This is a genomic window from Mycobacterium sp. SMC-11 (genome assembly GCF_046250095.1).
Lineage (GTDB): Bacteria > Actinomycetota > Actinomycetes > Mycobacteriales > Mycobacteriaceae > Mycobacterium > Mycobacterium heraklionense_A.
In genome coordinates this window covers 4022207-4038455 of the sequence record NZ_CP176430.1, presented here as the reverse complement: position 1 = coordinate 4038455, position 16249 = coordinate 4022207, and the positions used below count along the sequence as shown (strand labels likewise).

The window sequence follows — 16249 nt, the reverse complement described above, 5'->3', positions numbered from 1 at the left end:
GACTTGGAGTAGACCCCGCTTATGTTTTCAGTTGAGACTGCCGCCTCGGCGGCATACATCGTCGCGGCGCTGCTGTTCATCCTGGCCCTAGCCGGGCTGAGCAAGCACGAGACGTCCAAGGCCGGCAACAGCTTCGGCATCCTCGGGATGGCGGTAGCGCTGGCCGCGACGATCACCTTGGCGGTGCATCACGACATCAATCCGGTCGGCTTGGCGTTGCTGATCGGGGCCACCGTGGTGGGTGCGGCGATCGGGTTGTGGCGCGCCAAAGTCGTCGAGATGACCGGCATGCCCGAGCTGATCGCGCTGCTGCACTCGTTCGTCGGTCTGGCTGCGGTGCTGGTCGGCTGGAACGGCTACCTGCACGTCGAGAACAGCCCGTGCAGTGCGGACGCCCGCGAACTGGCCGCCTCGGGACTGTTCGGCATCCACTCGGCCGAGGTGTTCATCGGCGTGTTCATCGGCGCGGTCACCTTCACCGGCTCGATCGTGGCCAACCTCAAACTATCGGCGCGGATGAAATCCAACCCGCTGATGCTGCCCGGCAAGAACTTCCTCAACATCGGCGCCCTGGTCGCGTTTGTCGCGCTGACCGTGTGGTTCGTGCACGAGCCGCAGCTGTGGCTGCTGATCGCCGTCACCGTGCTGGCGCTGGCGCTGGGCTGGCACTTGGTGGCCTCGATCGGCGGCGGCGACATGCCGGTGGTCGTCTCGATGCTCAACAGCTACTCCGGCTGGGCGGCGGCCGCCTCGGGCTTCCTGCTCTCCAACGACCTGCTGATCATCACCGGCGCGCTGGTCGGCTCCTCGGGTGCCTACCTGTCCTACATCATGTGCAAGGCGATGAACCGGTCGTTCATCTCGGTGATCGCCGGTGGCTTCGGGATCGAAGCCGGCCCCGCCGAGGACAAGGACTACGGCGAGCACCGTGAGATCACCGCCGAAGGGGTTGCCGAGCTACTGGGCGGCGCCGACTCGGTGATCATCACCCCGGGCTACGGCATGGCCGTCGCGCAGGCCCAGTACGGCGTCGCCGAACTGACCCGCAAGCTGCGCGACCGTGGCGTCAACGTGCGCTTCGGCATCCACCCGGTCGCCGGCCGACTGCCCGGCCACATGAACGTGCTGCTGGCCGAGGCCAAGGTGCCCTACGACATCGTGCTGGAGATGGACGAGATCAACGACGACTTCGGTGACACGTCGGTGGTCCTGGTGATCGGCGCCAACGACACCGTCAACCCGGCCGCCGCCGAAGACCCGTCCAGCCCGATCGCGGGGATGCCGGTGCTAACCGTGTGGGACGCCGACAACGTGATCGTCTTCAAGCGCTCCATGGCTTCTGGCTACGCGGGCGTGCAGAACCCGCTGTTCTTCCGGCAGAACTCCGCCATGTTGTTCGGCGACGCCAAGGACCGGGTCGAAGACATCCTGCACGCGCTGTAAGGGCTCGTCACCGGCGCAGTCGGTGCCGAGGCGCCCCTACTGGGGCGTCTGCGGCCGGGCGAAACCCAAGCGTTTGGCTTCCCCCACCGGCTGCGACGGCTCACGATGCAGGCCGTTCAACAATGCGAACAGCACCGGCTCAATCTCGTTGACCGCCTGCGCGGGATCGTCGGCGGCGGCGATGATGGGCCCGGTCTTGCTGAGCAGGGCGTAGAGCAATTCGGCGGTGATACCGACCGGTACGGCCACGATCTGGCCGGTCTCGATCAGCTCGCCGAGCACGCCGCGCAGCAACGGAAGCGCCAGTTCCTCGTCAACGGTCTGTTTGCGGTCCCAACCCAGTGCGCTGGCCGATTCCCGCAGCAACACCCGTGCGTCGTGATTGTGGACGTAGCAGCGCAGCACCGCGCTGATCGCCAACAGCGCCTGTTCCCACGGGCTGGCGTCGTCGGGCATGGACTCCAGGGCGCCCGGTAGTACGGCCTGCATGACGTCGGCTTGGCTGAGCCTGAACACCTCGGCGAAGATCGCCTGCTTGTCGCGAAAGTGGTGGTAGACGGCACCCTTGCTGGAGTGCGATGCCTGCGCGATCTCATCGACCGAGGTCGCTTCGAAGCCCTTGGCAACGAAAAGGGTCCGGGCGGCGTCGAGCACCGCGGTCCGCGTGAGCTCGGCGTGCATGTCCCGCCGGGTCGGCCTCCCGTTACTCATCGGCCAAAGCGTACTCACCGACCGACAGTCTGTGTCAGACTACGAGCCTGTCCGTTTTTCTCGACATGTGGAGCTGCTATGTTGACCGTTGGCCGCGTCAACGAGGGTAACGCCGCGTCCGCGCATGGTGAGTGGCCGCCGGCGGCTCAGATTGCGGTCGATGTTTTCCTAGAGCTCATGCGCAACAAGCGGGTGCGCCCCTACGACATCGCTACCCGGTGCCGCACGCGATCCCTCACCCGCCACGTCCCCGTCGGGCCGCGGCGCGAGATCGTGCGCTCCTTCGACATCGCGCCGCCCTTCTGGCCGGTCACCATCGACGCCCATGGCGGCCTGCGGGCCGGCTACGGCATCGACCGAAACGGTGCGTGCATTCGCTACACCCAGAATCCCTACCCGCTGACCAGCCGGGCTGACGACGTGACAGTGCAGCGGGTGCAGTTTGCCCAGGGATGTCAGAACGTGATGCGTCGGGCCACCCGAACCAACCCCGCCTTCATCTGCGAACCGGTGCCCCGGTGGCGTGCCGTCCAGGTCGTCGGGGATTACCTCATCGATGCCGCGATATCGCTGTCCGAAGGCCGAGGCCCGGTCATCGTGGAAGCCGTGCCGGCTGCCCAGGCCAGTCAGACTCCACCGGAGCGCACGACCGTAAGCTAGCTGCTCGTGAGCATTCCCAATGTGCTGGCCACCCGTTACGCCAGTACCGCCATGACAGACATCTGGTCGCCGCAGGCCAAGATCGTTGCCGAGCGTCGGCTGTGGCTGGCGGTACTGCGCGCCCAGTCCGAGCTGGGTGTGCCGGTGCCCGCACAGGCGATCGCCGACTACGAGGCCGTCCTCGGTGACGTCGACCTGGCATCGATCGCAGCCCGTGAGCGGGTGACCCGCCACGACGTCAAGGCCCGTATCGAGGAGTTCAACGCCCTCGCCGGTCACGAGCACATCCACAAGGGCATGACCAGCCGGGACCTGACCGAGAACGTCGAGCAGCTGCAGATTCGCCAGTCCCTGCAGCTGGTCCACGATCACGGGGTCGCGGTCGCGGCGCGCCTGGTCGGTCACGCGGCGGCCTACCGCGACCTGGTGATGGCCGGGCGCAGTCACAACGTCGCCGCGCAGGCCACCACGTTGGGTAAGCGGTTCGCCTCGGCTGCCGAGGAGACCCTGGTCGCGCTGCGGCGAGTGCGTGAGTTGATCGACCGCTACCCGCTGCGCGGCATCAAGGGGCCGATGGGCACCGCGCAGGACATGCTGGATCTGTTCGACGGCGACACCGCCAAGCTGGCCGAGTTGGAACGCCGCGTCGCGGGGTTCCTCGGCTTTTCCAAGGTGCTGACCAGCGTCGGGCAGGTCTACCCCCGCTCGCTGGACCACGACGTGGTCTCCGCGTTGGTGCAACTGGGCGCCGGCCCGTCCTCGCTGGCGCAGACGATCCGCCTGATGGCCGGCCACGAACTGGTCACCGAAGGATTCGCGCCCGGCCAGGTGGGCTCATCGGCGATGCCGCACAAGATGAACACCCGCAGCTGCGAGCGGGTCAACGGGCTGCAGGTGGTGTTGCGCGGCTATGCCTCGATGGCTGCTGAACTGGCCGGCGCGCAGTGGAACGAGGGCGATGTCTTCTGCTCGGTGGTGCGTCGCGTCGCACTGCCCGACGCCTTCTTCGCCGTCGACGGGCAGACCGAGACCTTCTTGACCGTGCTCGACGAATTCGGGGCTTACCCGGCGGTGATCACCCGCGAACTGGACCGCTACCTGCCGTTCTTGGCCACCACCAAGGTATTGATCGCCGCGGTGCGTGCCGGGGTGGGACGCGAAGTCGCCCACGAGGTGATCAAGGAGCACGCGGTGGCCGTCGCGCTGGCGATGCGCGAGCGGGGCGCCGAACCCGACCTGCTGGACCGGTTGGCCGCCGACGACCGGTTGCCGCTGGACCGGGCCGCGCTGGATGCGGCGGTCGCCGACCGGCAGGCCTTTACCGGCGCAGCCGCCGACCAAGTTGACCGGGTGGCGGCCGAGGTGGCCGAACTCGTCGAGCGGTATCCGGCCGGGGCTGCCTACAGCCCGGGCGCGATCCTGTAGTCGCCATGGAAGTCCAGGAGCTCGCGAGCATCGACTTCACGGATCTGGACAATTTCGCCGACGGCTTCCCGCACGAGCTGTTCGCGCTGCATCGCCGCGCCGCCCCGGTGTACTGGCACGAGCCCACCGTCCACACTCCCGACGGCGATGGCTTCTGGTCGGTGGCCACGCACGCCGAGACGCTGGAAGTGTTGCGCGACGCGCAGACCTATTCGTCGGTCACCGGCGGCGACCGGCCGTTCGGCGGCACCGTGCTGCAGGACCTGCCGATCGCCGGGCAGCTGCTGAACATGATGGACGACCCACGCCACGCGCAGGTCCGGCGGTTGGTCAGCTCCGGACTGACTCCGCGGATGATCCGCCGTGTTGAGACCGACCTGCGGCACCGGGCGCGGGCCTTGCTCGACGCCGTCGAGCCTGGGGTTCCCTTCGACTTCCTGGTCGACATCGCCGCCGAGGTGCCGATGCAGATGATCTGCATCCTGTTGGGCGTTCCCGAGGCCGACCGGCACTGGCTGTTCGAGGCGATCGAGCCCAGCTTCGACTTTCGCGGCTCACGGAAGGCGGTGGTGTCGCGGCTGTCCATCGAGGACGCCGGAAACCGGGTCTACACCTTCGGACGGGAGTTGATCGCGGCCAAGCGCGCTGAGCCCGCCGACGACATGCTCTCGGTGGTGGCCAACTCGACCGACCCCGAGCTCAGCGATCTCGAGGTGTATCTGTTCTTCCAGTTGCTGTTCAGCGCCGGCGCCGAGACCACCCGCAACGCCATCGCCGGCGGGCTGCTGGCGCTGTCGCAGTACCCCGACCAATATCGCTTACTGCGTGGCGATTTCGATCTGCTGCCGACCGCCATCGAGGAGATCCTGCGCTGGACCTCACCGGCGCCGTCGAAGCGGCGCACCGCCACTCGGCGCACTGGGCTGGGCGGGCAGACCATCGACGCCGGTCAGAAGGTGCTGGTGTGGGAGGGCTCGGCCAACCGCGACCCGGCGGTCTTCGACCGGCCCGATCAGTTCGACATCACCCGTAAACCCAACCCACACATCGGGTTCGGTCACGGCGCCCACTTCTGCTTGGGAGCTCACCTGGCCCGGTTGGAACTGCGGGTGCTCTACGAGGAGCTGCTGAGCCGGTTCGGTGAATTGGCGGTGGTGGCACCGGTGGAATGGACGCGCAGCAACCGGCACACCGGGATGCGACACATGATGGTGGAACTGCGGCCCTGAATCCCTTGCGATTTCGGCGCGGTTTCTCCCGCTCAGCGGGCATTAGCGCGCCGAATCGCCCACTGAATCTCGGCAATGACACGGTGCGGGGCGGTGACTAAGTCCAGCCAGGTAAACCGGAGCACTGTCCAACCGCGCAACACGATCTGGTTCTGCCGCACCCGGTCACCTTCGAATTCATCCGGGCCGCTGTGATAAGCCCAGCCGTCGACCTCGATCGCAACTGCGATATCGGGAAAGGCAACGTCGATCTTGTAGCTGCCCAGGCGATAGTTCGCCACCCATCCAGTGATGCCGGCATCACGCAACAGCTGGACCAGTATTCGCTCGGCCTGTGAACGCGCGCCGCTCTGCGCTGCCTGCAGCATCCGCCGGGCCGCGGGGGATCCCTGCCGGCCGGCGTTTCGAAGCTGGGCCCGCCACAGCTGGGGTAGTTCGGTGTGGCGCTGCAGGGCGGTATCCATCACCTTGGGGCCCCCTCCACGACGGGCAGCGGCTTCGACTGTCGTCAGGTCCAGCCCGGTAACCAACAGCCCCCTGCGCTCGACCACATCCGCGGGAAAGAGGTCCCGGCGCCTGAGCCGGGTGCCTCGATGAGCCCGTCCATGTGAATTACGAGGCACCGTCACCTCGACCAAATTCGGTGTGGCGGTGGTCAGCTGGTGCCACCAGGCCGCGGCCAAACCGCTGGCGACAGCATTGGGCCCATAGCTCCACACCGCTGCTCGGATGCGCGCGGCGGTGGTGAAGGGACGATCGTCGGCGAAGTACACGCCAGGCCCGCAGCGCCGCCAGCGTCCGGATTGGAGTCGGCGGCCGATCGCGGAGCCGGAGAGGCCGCACTCCAAAGCCTGCGAGCGGGTGATCACACCGTCATGACGCCGTAGATAGTTGTCCATACAGGTCGGACGTAGCCTGGCCCGTCCGCGGTTCCCTGCGATTTCGGCGCGATTCCTCCCGGTCAGCGGGCGGGACCGCGCCGAAATCGCCGGGCCAGACCCGCGGAGTGCAGTTCCAGGGCGGCCAGGCCGCCGATCACCGCGGGGTCTGCGTGGCGCCAGGCCCCGACGGGGTCGGGACTGACTGCGGTCAGCTTGCCCAGTGGTCGGTTGGTCAGTGCCCGCAGTGCCAGCAGCTGCTCACCGGCCGGGGTGGCGGCCAGCGTGAGCACCGCCCGCTTGCGCAGGAAGAACCGCAGCCGTAACGCGGCCCAGGGCATCGCCACCGCCAGAATCGGCGGGGCCGCGACCGCGACCGCCAGTAGGTAGGCCAGCCAGCCGGCGGTGGTGTCGAGGTTGTGGCCGGCGCCGGCGATGTCGACCGCGGCGTGCCCGGCCGCGGTGAGTGGCTTGCTCACGGCGTCGCCGACCAGTGGGATACGGTCCGCGCTCTTGCCGGCCGAGGCCAGGCTGTCGGCCACACCGTTGGCGCCGCGCTCGAATTGCCGGCCGACACCGGCGATGGTGGTGACCGCGCCATGGACAGCGAGCGCGACCAGGACCCAGAGCGAGGTCCAGGCCGCGACGACGAGGTCGCTGAACAGTTGGGCCAGTAGGCGGCCGGGGGAGGTGGCGTAGGGCAGCAACCGGGACGTCATCACCCGATCCCAACACACCCGGCGGCGCGCTGCGGGCGGCTTCGCCGGTCTTGCGGTCCCCGCTGTGCCGATGGCGGTGACCTGGGGGCACCTCCCGCTTGCGGGGGACTTCACCCGGCTTCGCCGGTCTTGCGGTCCCCGCTAGGCTGACGCAATGTCGCGACCCGCGCTCTCCGATTACCAGCACCTGGCCAGCGGCAAAGTCCGCGAACTTTACCGGATCGATGAGCAGCATCTGCTGTTCGTCGCTAGTGACCGGATCTCGGCGTTCGACTACATCCTCGACAGCGAGATCCCGGACAAGGGCCGCATCCTGACCGCGATGAGTGTCTTCTTCTTCGACCTCGTCGATGCCCCCAATCACCTGGCCGGGCCGCCCGACGATCCGCGCATCCCCGACGAGGTGCTCGGCCGCGCGCTGGTCGTGCGTCAGCTGAAGATGATGCCGGTGGAGTGTGTGGCCCGCGGCTACCTGACCGGCTCGGGCCTGCTGGACTACCAGCGCAATGGCGCGGTGTGCGGTATCTCCTTGCCGCCCGGATTGGTGGAAGCCAGTAAGTTCCTCAATCCGCTGTTCACCCCGGCGACCAAGGCCGACATCGGTGAGCATGACGAGAACATCTCGTTCGCGCAGGTTATCGACCTGGTGGGACCGGTACGCGCCGGTCAGCTGCGCGATCGCACCCTGGCGACCTATGTGCAGGCGGCCGACCACGCGCTGACCAAGGGAATCATCATCGCCGACACCAAGTTCGAGTTCGGCATCGATGAACACGACAACCTGGTGCTGGCCGACGAAGTCTTCACTCCGGACTCGTCGCGGTACTGGCCGGCCGACCACTACCGCGCCGGGGTCGTGCAGCAGAGCTTCGACAAGCAGTTCGTCCGCAACTGGCTCACCGGCCCGGAATCCGGTTGGGACCGCTCTGGAGATCAGCCGCCCCCGGCACTGCCGGACGACATCATCGCCGCGACTCGTGCCCGTTACGTCGAGGCCTACGAACGTATTTCAGGTCTTTCGTTCGACGACTGGGTCGGCCCCGGAGCATGACCGACGTGTCGCAGACGCTTCCGGGACCTCCCTCGGCAAAGCGAGTAGGCAGCACCCGCACTCACCACGGGGACGTCTTCGTCGACTCCTATGAGTGGCTGCGTGACAAGTCTGATCCCGCTGTCATCGCCCACCTGGAAGCCGAGAACGCCTACACCGACGCCGCCACGGCACACCTGGAACCCTTGCGGCAGGCCATTTTCGACGAGATCAAGGCCCGCACCAAGGAGACCGACCTGTCGGTGCCCGCCCGTCGCGGCGACTGGTGGTACTACGCGCGCACCTTCGAGGGAAAGCAGTACGGCGTCCACTGCCGCTGCCCGATCAGCAGCCCCGATGACTGGGATCCACCGCAGCTCGACGAGGCCACCGAGATCCCCGGCGAACAGGTGCTGCTCGACCAGAACGCCGAGGCCGAAGGGCACGACTTCTTCGCGCTCGGTGCCGCCAGCGTGAGCCCGGACAGCCACATCCTGGCCTACTCCGTCGACGTCGTCGGCGACGAGCGGTACACGCTGCGGTTCAAGGATTTATCCACCGGTGAACTGCTTCCCGACGAGATCGCGGGGATCGGCGCCGGGGTGACCTGGGCGACCGACAACCAGACTGTCTACTACACGACCGTCGACGAAGCCTGGCGCCCGGATACGGTGTGGCGCCACCGAATCGGGGCTTCCGCAGGGTCCGCCGAGCAGGTTTACCACGAGGACGACGAACGGTTCTGGTTGTCGGTGGGACGCACCCGCAGTGACGCGTACGTGTTGATCGCGGCCGGTTCGTCGATCACCAGCGAGGTGCGCTACGCCGACGCGGCCGACTCGCACGCCGAGTTCACCGTGGTACTGCCTCGCCGCGAAGGCGTCGAGTACGCCGTAGAGCACGCGATCATCGGCGGCCAGGACCAATTCCTGATGCTGCACAACGACGGTGCGGTCAACTTCACCTTGGTGCAGGCCCCGGTGAGCGACCCGACCGCGCAGCAGACCCTGATCGCCGGGCGCGACGACGTGCGGCTCGATGCGGTAGACGCCTTCGCTCACCACCTGGTGGTCGGGTACCGCGCCGAGGGCCTGCCTCGAATCCAGCTGTGGCCGATCGGCGCGGACGGTGATCTCCAATCGCCGCAGGAGATCACCTTCGACACCGAGCTGACGTCGTCGGGTCTGGCCGCCAATCCGAACTGGGACGCCCCGAAACTGCGGGTCGGTGCGACGTCGTTCATCACTCCGGTGCGGGTCTACGACATCGATCTTGCGACCGGGGAACGCACCCTGTTGCGCGAACAACCGGTGCTGGGCGAATACCGCAGTACCGACTACGTCGAATACCGCGACTGGGCCTACGCCGAGGACGGCACCCGGATCCCGGTGTCGATCGTGCACCGGGCCGGTATCGAACTCCCCGCTCCCACACTGCTTTACGGCTACGGGGCCTACGAGGCATGCGAGGATCCGCAGTTCTCGATCGCTCGGTTGTCGCTGCTGGACCGGGGGATGGTGTTCGCCGTAGCGCACGTTCGCGGTGGCGGTGAGATGGGCCGGCTGTGGTACGAGCGCGGCAAGCTGCTGGAGAAGAAGAACAGCTTCACCGACTTCGTCGCCGTGGGCCGTCACCTGATCGATGCGGGGGTCTGCCGACCCGGGCATCTGGTGGCGATGGGCGGCAGCGCCGGCGGCCTGCTGATGGGGGCGGTGACCAACCTGGCGCCGGACCTGTTCGCCGGGGTGGTGGCGCAGGTGCCGTTCGTCGACCCGCTGACCACCATCTTGGACCCGTCGCTGCCGCTGACCGTCATCGAATGGGACGAGTGGGGAAACCCATTGGACGACAAGGACGTCTACTTCTACATGAAGTCCTACTCGCCGTACGAGAACATCGCCCGGCGGGAATATCCTCCGATCCTGGCGATGACCTCGCTGAATGACACCCGGGTGTACTACGTCGAGCCGGCGAAGTGGGTCGCGGCACTGCGGCACACCAAGACCGACGCCAACCCGGTGTTGCTGAAAACCGAGATGAACGCCGGCCACGGCGGGATCTCCGGGCGCTACGAACGCTGGAAAGAGATCGCCTTCTCCTACGCCTGGCTGCTGGCGGTTGTCGGCTGCGGGTAACGTCGCGGCCATGAGCCTCGCCGAAATCCCGCTGACCACCCTTGACGGCCGTTCCACCTCGCTGGCCGATTACGCCGACCGCGCGGTGCTCGTGGTCAACGTCGCGTCCAAATGCGGACTCACCCCGCAGTACGGCGCGCTGGAGAAGCTCGCGCAGGACTACGGCGATCGCGGCCTGACCGTGCTGGGCGTGCCCTGCAACCAGTTCATGGGCCAGGAGCCCGGAACGGCCGAGGAGATCCAGACCTTCTGCTCGACCACCTACGGGGTGACCTTTCCGTTGCTGGCCAAGACCGACGTCAACGGTGCGGACCGCCACCCGTTGTATGCCGAGCTGACCAAGGCCGCCGACGCCGAGGGCGCCGCCGGCGACGTGCAGTGGAACTTCGAGAAGTTCCTCCTCGCCCCGGGGGCCACCGTGGTCAACCGCTTCCGGCCCACCACGGTGCCGGACGCGCCTGAGGTGATCGCCGCCATCGAAGCCGTCCTGCCTGGCTGATGCATACCCGGTCGGAACGCTTCCCCAGCGTGCGGGCGGCGGCGCTGGCCTACCGGTTCCGGGAGAGCCTGTTCGCGCTGCCGTTGGTGATCGTGTTCGGCGGGATGGCGCTCGCCGTCATCACCCGGGTGGCGGATCGCAACATCGGCCCGTCGCCGCGCTTCCTGCTGAAGATGGACAGCGGCGTGGCCACCACGCTGCTATCCACCATCGCTGGCGCGACGATCACCACCGCGGGAGTCATCTTCTCGCTGACCATCGTCAGCCTGCAGTTGGCCAGTTCGCAGCTGTCGCCCCGCGTGATGCGGTGGTTCATCCGGGACCGGCTCAGCCAGGTTGTCATCGGCCTGCTGGTCGCGTCATTCGTGTACTGCGTGCTGAGCCTGCCGGATCTCGACGGATCGTCGCCGGTGCCTGCGCCGCCGCTGACGGTGACGGTGGCAATCGTGCTGACGATCGCCACCGTCATCACGATCATCGCGCACGTCGACCACTTGGCTCACCGGTTGGAGGTCGGGCAGGTGGTGCGCGAGATCGCGGCCGAGGGCTCGATGGTGATCGACGCGGTCGCGGCCGCCGCCGCCCACGAGCAACCCGCTCACGAAGCCGACATGGACGTTCCCCCGGACGCATTGCGCTTGACCTCGCCCGGCAACGGCTGGGTCAGTCAGGTCAACCCTCAGCGGCTGCTGGCTGCCATCCCGGCCGGCACCACCATCCGGTTGGATACCCGCGTCGGTGCCTACATCCACCTGGGCCAGCCATTGGTCACCATCTGGCCGGTGCCGGCCAATCCGGATCGGGTGCGGGACAAGCTGTCCCGGGCCGTCGTAGTCAGTGACAGTCGCACCATGCAGGAAGACGTCGACTTCGCCTTCCGTCAGCTGGTCGACATCGGGCTGCGTGCGCTCAGCTCGGCGATCAACGACCCGACCACCGCGGTGGAGGCCACGCTGCGGGTGGGCAGCCTGCTGCGCCGGGTGCTGACGGTGCAGCCGCGACCGCGGGCGGTGGCCGGCCCGGATGGTCGAATACTGTTGCGGCCCTGGGATCTCGACCCCAGGGAATACATCGGGCACGGTTTCGATCAACTTCGCCAGGTTGCGCCCAGTCAGCCCATGGTGGCGGCGGCGATCCTGCGGGTGCTGCGGATGCTGGTCGCCCACGTCAAGGAATACGGCCGGCCCGAGCACCTGCCCGCCCTGCGGGAACAGACCGACCTGCTTCTGGAATCGCTGGAGATGGCGCCGGATCTGCATCCCCGTGATCTGGCCCGGCTCAAGGCGATCGCCGCCGACACCACCGATCCAGCCGACCACAGCCGCCGGCGGGCGACTCCGTAGCGCTATCTGACGTCTTCCTCGACGTCACCGAGTGGACACCTGCGCTGGTCACACTGGTGTTGTGACCGGACAACTGATCGTCTCCGTCTCCGGGATCGGGGCGCACACCCAGGCCGACGCCGAGGCCTTCTGTGCGCAACTGGATGCCCGCGGCGTCGGTGTATCACTGCTGGTGGCGCCGCGACTGGGTGGCGGTTACCGGCTCGACCGCGACCCCGGCACCGTCGAGTGGCTGACACAGCGGCGTGCCGACGGTGCGGCGATCGTGCTGCACGGCTTCGACGAAGCCGCTACCAAGAAGCGCCGCGGTGAGTTCGCCACGCTGGCCGCCCATGAGGCTAATTTGCGACTGCTCGGCGCCGACCGTGTCCTGGAGCACCTGGGCCTGCGCACCCGGCTGTTCGCCGCGCCCGGCTGGACGGTGTCGCCGGGCACCGTCAGGGCATTGCCGCGCAATGGTTTCCGGCTCCTGGCCGGTTTGCACGGCGTCACCGACCTGGTCCTGGACCACACCGTGCGGGCCCGGGTGATCGGCGTCGGGACGGGATTTCTCAGCGCGCCCTGGTGGTGCCGGATGGTGGTGGCCACCAGCGAGCGCATCGCACGCCGCGACGGCGTGGTGCGGCTGTCGGTAAGTGCGCGGCAGCTGGCAAAGCCGGGCGTGTCCGAGGCCATGCTGGAGGCGGTGGACACGGCGTTGGGTCACGGTTGCCGGCCGGAGCGCTACCGCTGGCCGCTGGCGCCGGTCGATGTGACCTCGGAGCTGAGCGCCTGAGTCGTTACCCTGGGACGCCATGAGCGGTAAGGCGGACGCTGACGCGATCGTCGTCGGGGCGGGTCTGGCCGGCCTGGTGGCGGCCTGCGAGCTGGTGGAGCGTGGTCAGCGTGTCCTCATCGTCGACCAGGAGAACAGTGCGAACCTGGGCGGGCAGGCGTTCTGGTCGTTCGGTGGACTGTTCTTCGTCGACAGCCCCGAGCAGCGTCGGCTGGGCGTCCGCGACAGTCAGGAACTGGCGCTACAGGACTGGTTGGGCACCGCCGGCTTCGACCGGGAGTGCGACCACTGGCCGCGGCAATGGGCGCATGCTTATGTGGACTTCGCCTCGGGGGAGAAGCGCAGCTGGCTGCGGGCCCGCGGGCTGAAAGTCTTTCCGCTGGTGGGCTGGGCCGAGCGCGGCGGTTACGGCGCCATCGGGCACGGCAACTCGGTGCCCCGATTCCACATCACCTGGGGAACCGGGCCGGCGTTGGTGGAGATCTTCGCGGGCCGGCTGCGGGGCCGCTCAAAGGTCCGGTTCGCCTTCCGGCACCAGGTCGACGAGCTGATCGTCGAGGGCGGCCGGGTGACCGGGGTGCGGGGCAGCGTGCTGGAACCCTCGGCCGCCGCACGCGGGGTGGCGTCATCGCGGAACACGGTGGGACAGTTCGAGTTCCGTGCTCCGGCGGTGCTGGTCACCAGTGGCGGCATCGGCGGCAACCTCGAGCTGGTGAAACAGAACTGGCCGGAGCGGATGGGCCGGGTGCCCGCGCAACTGTTGGCCGGGGTGCCCGCCCATGTCGACGGCCGGATGATCGGGATCACCGAGGCGGCCGGCGGCCGGGTGATCAATCGGGACCGGATGTGGCACTACACCGAGGGCATCACCAACTACGACCCGATCTGGCCCGGTCACGGGATCCGCATCATCCCCGGCCCGTCACCGCTGTGGCTCGACGCCGCCGGCGTACGACTGCCCGGGCCGCTGTATCCCGGGTTCGACACCCTGGGCACGCTCGAGCACATCACCCGCTCCGGTCAGGACTACACCTGGTTCGTGCTCAACCGGCGGATCATCGAGAAGGAATTCGCGCTGTCGGGTCAAGAGCAGAATCCCGACCTGACCGGCCGTAGCCTGCGTCAGCTGGCCGCGTCACGAGCCCGGTCCGGGCCGCCCCCGCCGGTGCAGGCGTTCATCGACCGCGGGGTGGATGTCGTGCATGCCTCGTCGCTGCGTGACCTGGTCGCCGCGATGAACGACCTGCCCGACGTGCTGCCTTTGGACTACGCGACGGTCGAGGCCGAGGTCACCGCGCGCGACCGCGAAGTAGCGAACCGATTCAGCAAGGACGGGCAGATCACCGCGATCCGCGGCGCCCGGTCCTACCTAGGGGACCGGATCGGCCGGGTGGTGGCCCCGCACCGGCTGACCGATCCGTCCGCCGGCCCGCTGATCGCGGTCAAGCTGCACATCCTGACCCGGAAGACGTTGGGCGGATTGGAGACCGACCTGGACTCCCGGGTGCTGGGCGCGGACGGCAAGCCGATCGACGGGCTGTACGCGGCCGGCGAGGTGGCCGGTTTCGGGGGCGGCGGCGTGCACGGCTATCGGGCGCTGGAGGGCACCTTCCTGGGCGGGTGCATCTTCTCCGGTCGGGCCGCCGGCCGGGGCGCCGCCGGCGATATCGCCTGACGACTTTTCCCCGCGAGCGTGCACAGATGTACGGCGTATGCGGCGTGTCGCGGTACAGACACGCGCGCTCGCGCAAGGGTGCGCCCGGGCGCTAGAAGGTGACGGCGCTCTCCTCGGGCAGCACCTGGAAGTCGGCGCGCCCCATCTCGGCCAGCCGGCCGTGATAGATCCCGCGGGCCTCGGTGGCGATGATGCCCTGGTGGATCGGCACCGCGGCCCGCGGCGCCACCGCGCGCAGGTAGTCGACGGCCTCGGAGATCTTCATCCACGGCGCCGCCGCCGGGGTGGCCAGCACGTCCACCGGTTCACCGGGTACGAACAGGGCGTCGCCGGGATGCATCAACCGGGCCGGATGCGCGTCATCGCCGATCAGGTAGGAGATGTTGTCGATCATCGGCAGCTCCGGATGGATCACCGCGTGCTGCCCGCCCACCCCGCGCACCCGCAGCGGCCCGACGTCGAAGGCATCCCCGACGTGTACCGCCTGCCAGGGCGGCCCCAAGTGAGCGGCGGTCTGCGGGTCGGCGTAGAGCGCGGCACCCGGGTTGGCGTCGATCAGTGCCGGCAGCCGCGCCACGTCGGCGTGATCGGGGTGCTGATGAGTGACCAGGATGGCCGCCAGACCGGTGATGCCCTCGAAGCCGTGCGAGAAGTTGCCGGGGTCGAACAGCACCGTGGTCCCGCCGAAATCGGCGAGCAGGCAGGAATGGCCGAAGTGGGTCAGTTGCATACCTAAAGATTGTGCTCTCCGGCTCCGCCGACGGGCATCGGTATTGTTGACCCGACCGATTCCCCCGTCGACAGTAGGGAGCACCCGTGGCCCGGGTGGTTGTGCACGTGATGCCCAAAGCCGAGATCCTTGACCCGCAGGGACAGGCGATCGTTGGAGCGCTTTCTCGGCTCGGACACTCCGGAGTGTCGGATGTGCGGCAGGGCAAGCGCTTCGAGCTCGAGGTCGACGATTCGATCGACGACGCCGCGCTGGCCGAGATTGCCGAATCGCTGCTGGCCAACACGGTGATCGAGGACTTCACCGTCAGCCGGGAGACCTCGTGAGCGCCCGGATCGGCGTCATCACCTTCCCCGGCACCCTCGACGACGTCGACGCCGCCCGCGCGGTCCGGTTCGTCGGTGCCGAGCCGGTAAGCCTCTGGCACGCCGACGCCGACCTCAAGGGCGTCGACGCCGTGGTGGTGCCCGGCGGCTTCTCCTACGGTGACTACCTGCGCTGCGGGGCCATCGCCCGGTTCGCCCCGGTGATGGGCGAGGTCATCAAGGCCGCCGGCCAGGGCATGCCGGTGCTCGGCATCTGCAACGGCTTCCAGGTGCTGTGCGAGGCCGGCCTGCTGCCCGGAGCGCTGACCCGCAACGCCGGCCTGCACTTCGTCTGCCGCGACGTCTGGCTGCGGGTGACCTCCACCTCGACGGCCTGGACCTCCAGGTTCGACGCCGACGCCGACCTGCTGGTGCCGCTGAAGTCCGGAGAGGGCCGCTACGTGGCCTCCGAAGCGGTGCTCGACGAGCTCGAAGGCGAAGGCCGGGTGGTGTTCCGCTACCTCGACAACATCAACGGCTCGCTGCGCGACATCGCCGGGGTGAGCTCGGCCAACGGCCGGGTGGTCGGGCTGATGCCGCACCCCGAGCACGCGATAGAGGCCCTGACCGGACCCAGCGACGACGGCCTGGGGCTGTTCTACTCCGCGCTGGACGCGGTGCTGTCGGTCTAG

16 protein-coding genes are annotated in these 16249 nt (G+C 68.2%); 12 read left to right on the top strand and 4 right to left on the bottom strand.

Annotated features, from left to right (window positions below; all coding sequences use genetic code 11):
- Positions 1 to 21 precede the first annotated feature (21 nt).
- A complete protein-coding gene (gene pntB / locus ACKY0X_RS19195) occupies positions 22 to 1443 on the top strand; it encodes a Re/Si-specific NAD(P)(+) transhydrogenase subunit beta (RefSeq protein WP_409427320.1) in 1422 nt (473 codons plus the stop codon).
- 36 nt (positions 1444 to 1479) lie between these two features.
- On the opposite strand, the gene ACKY0X_RS19190 is transcribed toward pntB, so the two are convergent.
- Positions 1480 to 2154 carry a TetR/AcrR family transcriptional regulator gene (locus ACKY0X_RS19190; protein ID WP_409427319.1) on the bottom strand — a complete coding sequence of 225 codons (675 nt, stop codon included), beginning with the start codon at positions 2152 to 2154 and terminating at the stop codon, positions 1480 to 1482.
- A 78-nt stretch (positions 2155 to 2232) separates the two neighbouring features.
- Between ACKY0X_RS19190 and ACKY0X_RS19185 the strand changes: the two genes are divergently transcribed.
- From ACKY0X_RS19185 to ACKY0X_RS19175, 3 genes are read left to right on the top strand one after another with little or no spacing between them, the layout of a single operon-like run.
- Positions 2233 to 2814, top strand: coding sequence for a hypothetical protein (locus ACKY0X_RS19185; protein WP_409427318.1), 582 nt, complete (start codon positions 2233 to 2235; stop codon positions 2812 to 2814).
- A gap of 6 nt (positions 2815 to 2820) precedes the next feature.
- Entirely contained in the window at positions 2821 to 4239 is a 1419-nt protein-coding gene (gene purB, locus ACKY0X_RS19180) for an adenylosuccinate lyase (protein WP_409427317.1), read from the top strand.
- Positions 4240 to 4244: 5 nt separating this feature from the next.
- Positions 4245 to 5468, top strand: coding sequence for a cytochrome P450 (locus ACKY0X_RS19175; RefSeq protein ID WP_409427316.1), 1224 nt, complete (start codon positions 4245 to 4247; stop codon positions 5466 to 5468).
- A gap of 32 nt (positions 5469 to 5500) precedes the next feature.
- On the opposite strand, the gene ACKY0X_RS19170 is transcribed toward ACKY0X_RS19175, so the two are convergent.
- Together ACKY0X_RS19170 and ACKY0X_RS19165 are read right to left on the bottom strand one after the other, a co-directional pair.
- Entirely contained in the window at positions 5501 to 6367 is an 867-nt protein-coding gene (locus tag ACKY0X_RS19170) for a type IV toxin-antitoxin system AbiEi family antitoxin domain-containing protein (RefSeq protein ID WP_409427315.1), read from the bottom strand.
- Positions 6368 to 6429: 62 nt separating this feature from the next.
- Complete coding sequence (locus ACKY0X_RS19165) at positions 6430 to 7065, bottom strand: hypothetical protein (protein ID WP_409427314.1); 636 nt, start codon at positions 7063 to 7065, stop codon at positions 6430 to 6432.
- A 154-nt stretch (positions 7066 to 7219) separates the two neighbouring features.
- Between ACKY0X_RS19165 and ACKY0X_RS19160 the strand changes: the two genes are divergently transcribed.
- The 6 genes from ACKY0X_RS19160 to ACKY0X_RS19135 all read left to right on the top strand — a co-directional run bounded on the left by ACKY0X_RS19160 (position 7220) and on the right by ACKY0X_RS19135 (position 14522).
- Positions 7220 to 8116: a phosphoribosylaminoimidazolesuccinocarboxamide synthase gene (locus tag ACKY0X_RS19160; RefSeq protein WP_409427313.1), complete on the top strand. Its 897-nt coding sequence runs from the start codon at positions 7220 to 7222 to the stop codon at positions 8114 to 8116.
- Positions 8113 to 10230 carry a S9 family peptidase gene (locus ACKY0X_RS19155; protein WP_409427312.1) on the top strand — a complete coding sequence of 706 codons (2118 nt, stop codon included), beginning with the start codon at positions 8113 to 8115 and terminating at the stop codon, positions 10228 to 10230. Before ACKY0X_RS19160 ends, ACKY0X_RS19155 begins: the two co-directional genes overlap by 4 nt.
- A gap of 10 nt (positions 10231 to 10240) precedes the next feature.
- Positions 10241 to 10729 carry a glutathione peroxidase gene (locus ACKY0X_RS19150; protein WP_409427311.1) on the top strand — a complete coding sequence of 163 codons (489 nt, stop codon included), beginning with the start codon at positions 10241 to 10243 and terminating at the stop codon, positions 10727 to 10729.
- Positions 10729 to 12072, top strand: coding sequence for a DUF2254 domain-containing protein (locus ACKY0X_RS19145; protein WP_409427310.1), 1344 nt, complete (start codon positions 10729 to 10731; stop codon positions 12070 to 12072). The genes ACKY0X_RS19150 and ACKY0X_RS19145 overlap by 1 nt, the downstream gene beginning before the upstream one ends.
- Positions 12073 to 12133: 61 nt before the next feature.
- Positions 12134 to 12847: a DUF2334 domain-containing protein gene (locus ACKY0X_RS19140; RefSeq protein ID WP_409427309.1), complete on the top strand. Its 714-nt coding sequence runs from the start codon at positions 12134 to 12136 to the stop codon at positions 12845 to 12847.
- Positions 12848 to 12866: 19 nt separating this feature from the next.
- Positions 12867 to 14522, top strand: coding sequence for an FAD-binding dehydrogenase (locus tag ACKY0X_RS19135; protein ID WP_409427308.1), 1656 nt, complete (start codon positions 12867 to 12869; stop codon positions 14520 to 14522).
- Positions 14523 to 14613: 91 nt separating this feature from the next.
- Here ACKY0X_RS19135 and ACKY0X_RS19130 read toward each other — a convergent pair whose 3' ends face one another.
- On the bottom strand, positions 14614 to 15252 hold the full coding sequence (locus tag ACKY0X_RS19130) for an MBL fold metallo-hydrolase (protein WP_409427307.1): 639 nt from the start codon (positions 15250 to 15252) through the stop codon (positions 14614 to 14616).
- Positions 15253 to 15338: 86 nt separating this feature from the next.
- Between ACKY0X_RS19130 and purS the strand changes: the two genes are divergently transcribed.
- Positions 15339 to 15578, top strand: coding sequence for a phosphoribosylformylglycinamidine synthase subunit PurS (gene purS, locus ACKY0X_RS19125; RefSeq protein WP_409427306.1), 240 nt, complete (start codon positions 15339 to 15341; stop codon positions 15576 to 15578).
- Positions 15575 to 16249: a phosphoribosylformylglycinamidine synthase subunit PurQ gene (gene purQ, locus ACKY0X_RS19120; protein WP_065040970.1), complete on the top strand. Its 675-nt coding sequence runs from the start codon at positions 15575 to 15577 to the stop codon at positions 16247 to 16249. The genes purS and purQ overlap by 4 nt, the downstream gene beginning before the upstream one ends.

Bases quoted from the DNA above. Each gene is read 5' to 3' on its own strand.
- ACKY0X_RS19130 (WP_409427307.1), bottom strand. From the start codon at position 15,252: ATGCAACTGACCCACTTCGGCCATTCCTGCCTGCTCGCCGATTTCGGC.
- ACKY0X_RS19160 (WP_409427313.1), top strand. From the start codon at position 7,220: ATGTCGCGACCCGCGCTCTCCGATTACCAGCACCTGGCCAGCGGCAAA.
- ACKY0X_RS19165 (WP_409427314.1), bottom strand. From the start codon at position 7,065: ATGACGTCCCGGTTGCTGCCCTACGCCACCTCCCCCGGCCGCCTACTG.
- ACKY0X_RS19185 (WP_409427318.1), top strand. From the start codon at position 2,233: ATGTTGACCGTTGGCCGCGTCAACGAGGGTAACGCCGCGTCCGCGCAT.
- ACKY0X_RS19190 (WP_409427319.1), bottom strand. From the start codon at position 2,154: ATGAGTAACGGGAGGCCGACCCGGCGGGACATGCACGCCGAGCTCACG.
- pntB (WP_409427320.1), top strand. From the start codon at position 22: ATGTTTTCAGTTGAGACTGCCGCCTCGGCGGCATACATCGTCGCGGCG.
- ACKY0X_RS19135 (WP_409427308.1), top strand. From the start codon at position 12,867: ATGAGCGGTAAGGCGGACGCTGACGCGATCGTCGTCGGGGCGGGTCTG.
- ACKY0X_RS19170 (WP_409427315.1), bottom strand. From the start codon at position 6,367: ATGGACAACTATCTACGGCGTCATGACGGTGTGATCACCCGCTCGCAG.
- ACKY0X_RS19155 (WP_409427312.1), top strand. From the start codon at position 8,113: ATGACCGACGTGTCGCAGACGCTTCCGGGACCTCCCTCGGCAAAGCGA.
- ACKY0X_RS19145 (WP_409427310.1), top strand. From the start codon at position 10,729: ATGCATACCCGGTCGGAACGCTTCCCCAGCGTGCGGGCGGCGGCGCTG.
- ACKY0X_RS19150 (WP_409427311.1), top strand. From the start codon at position 10,241: ATGAGCCTCGCCGAAATCCCGCTGACCACCCTTGACGGCCGTTCCACC.
- ACKY0X_RS19175 (WP_409427316.1), top strand. From the start codon at position 4,245: ATGGAAGTCCAGGAGCTCGCGAGCATCGACTTCACGGATCTGGACAAT.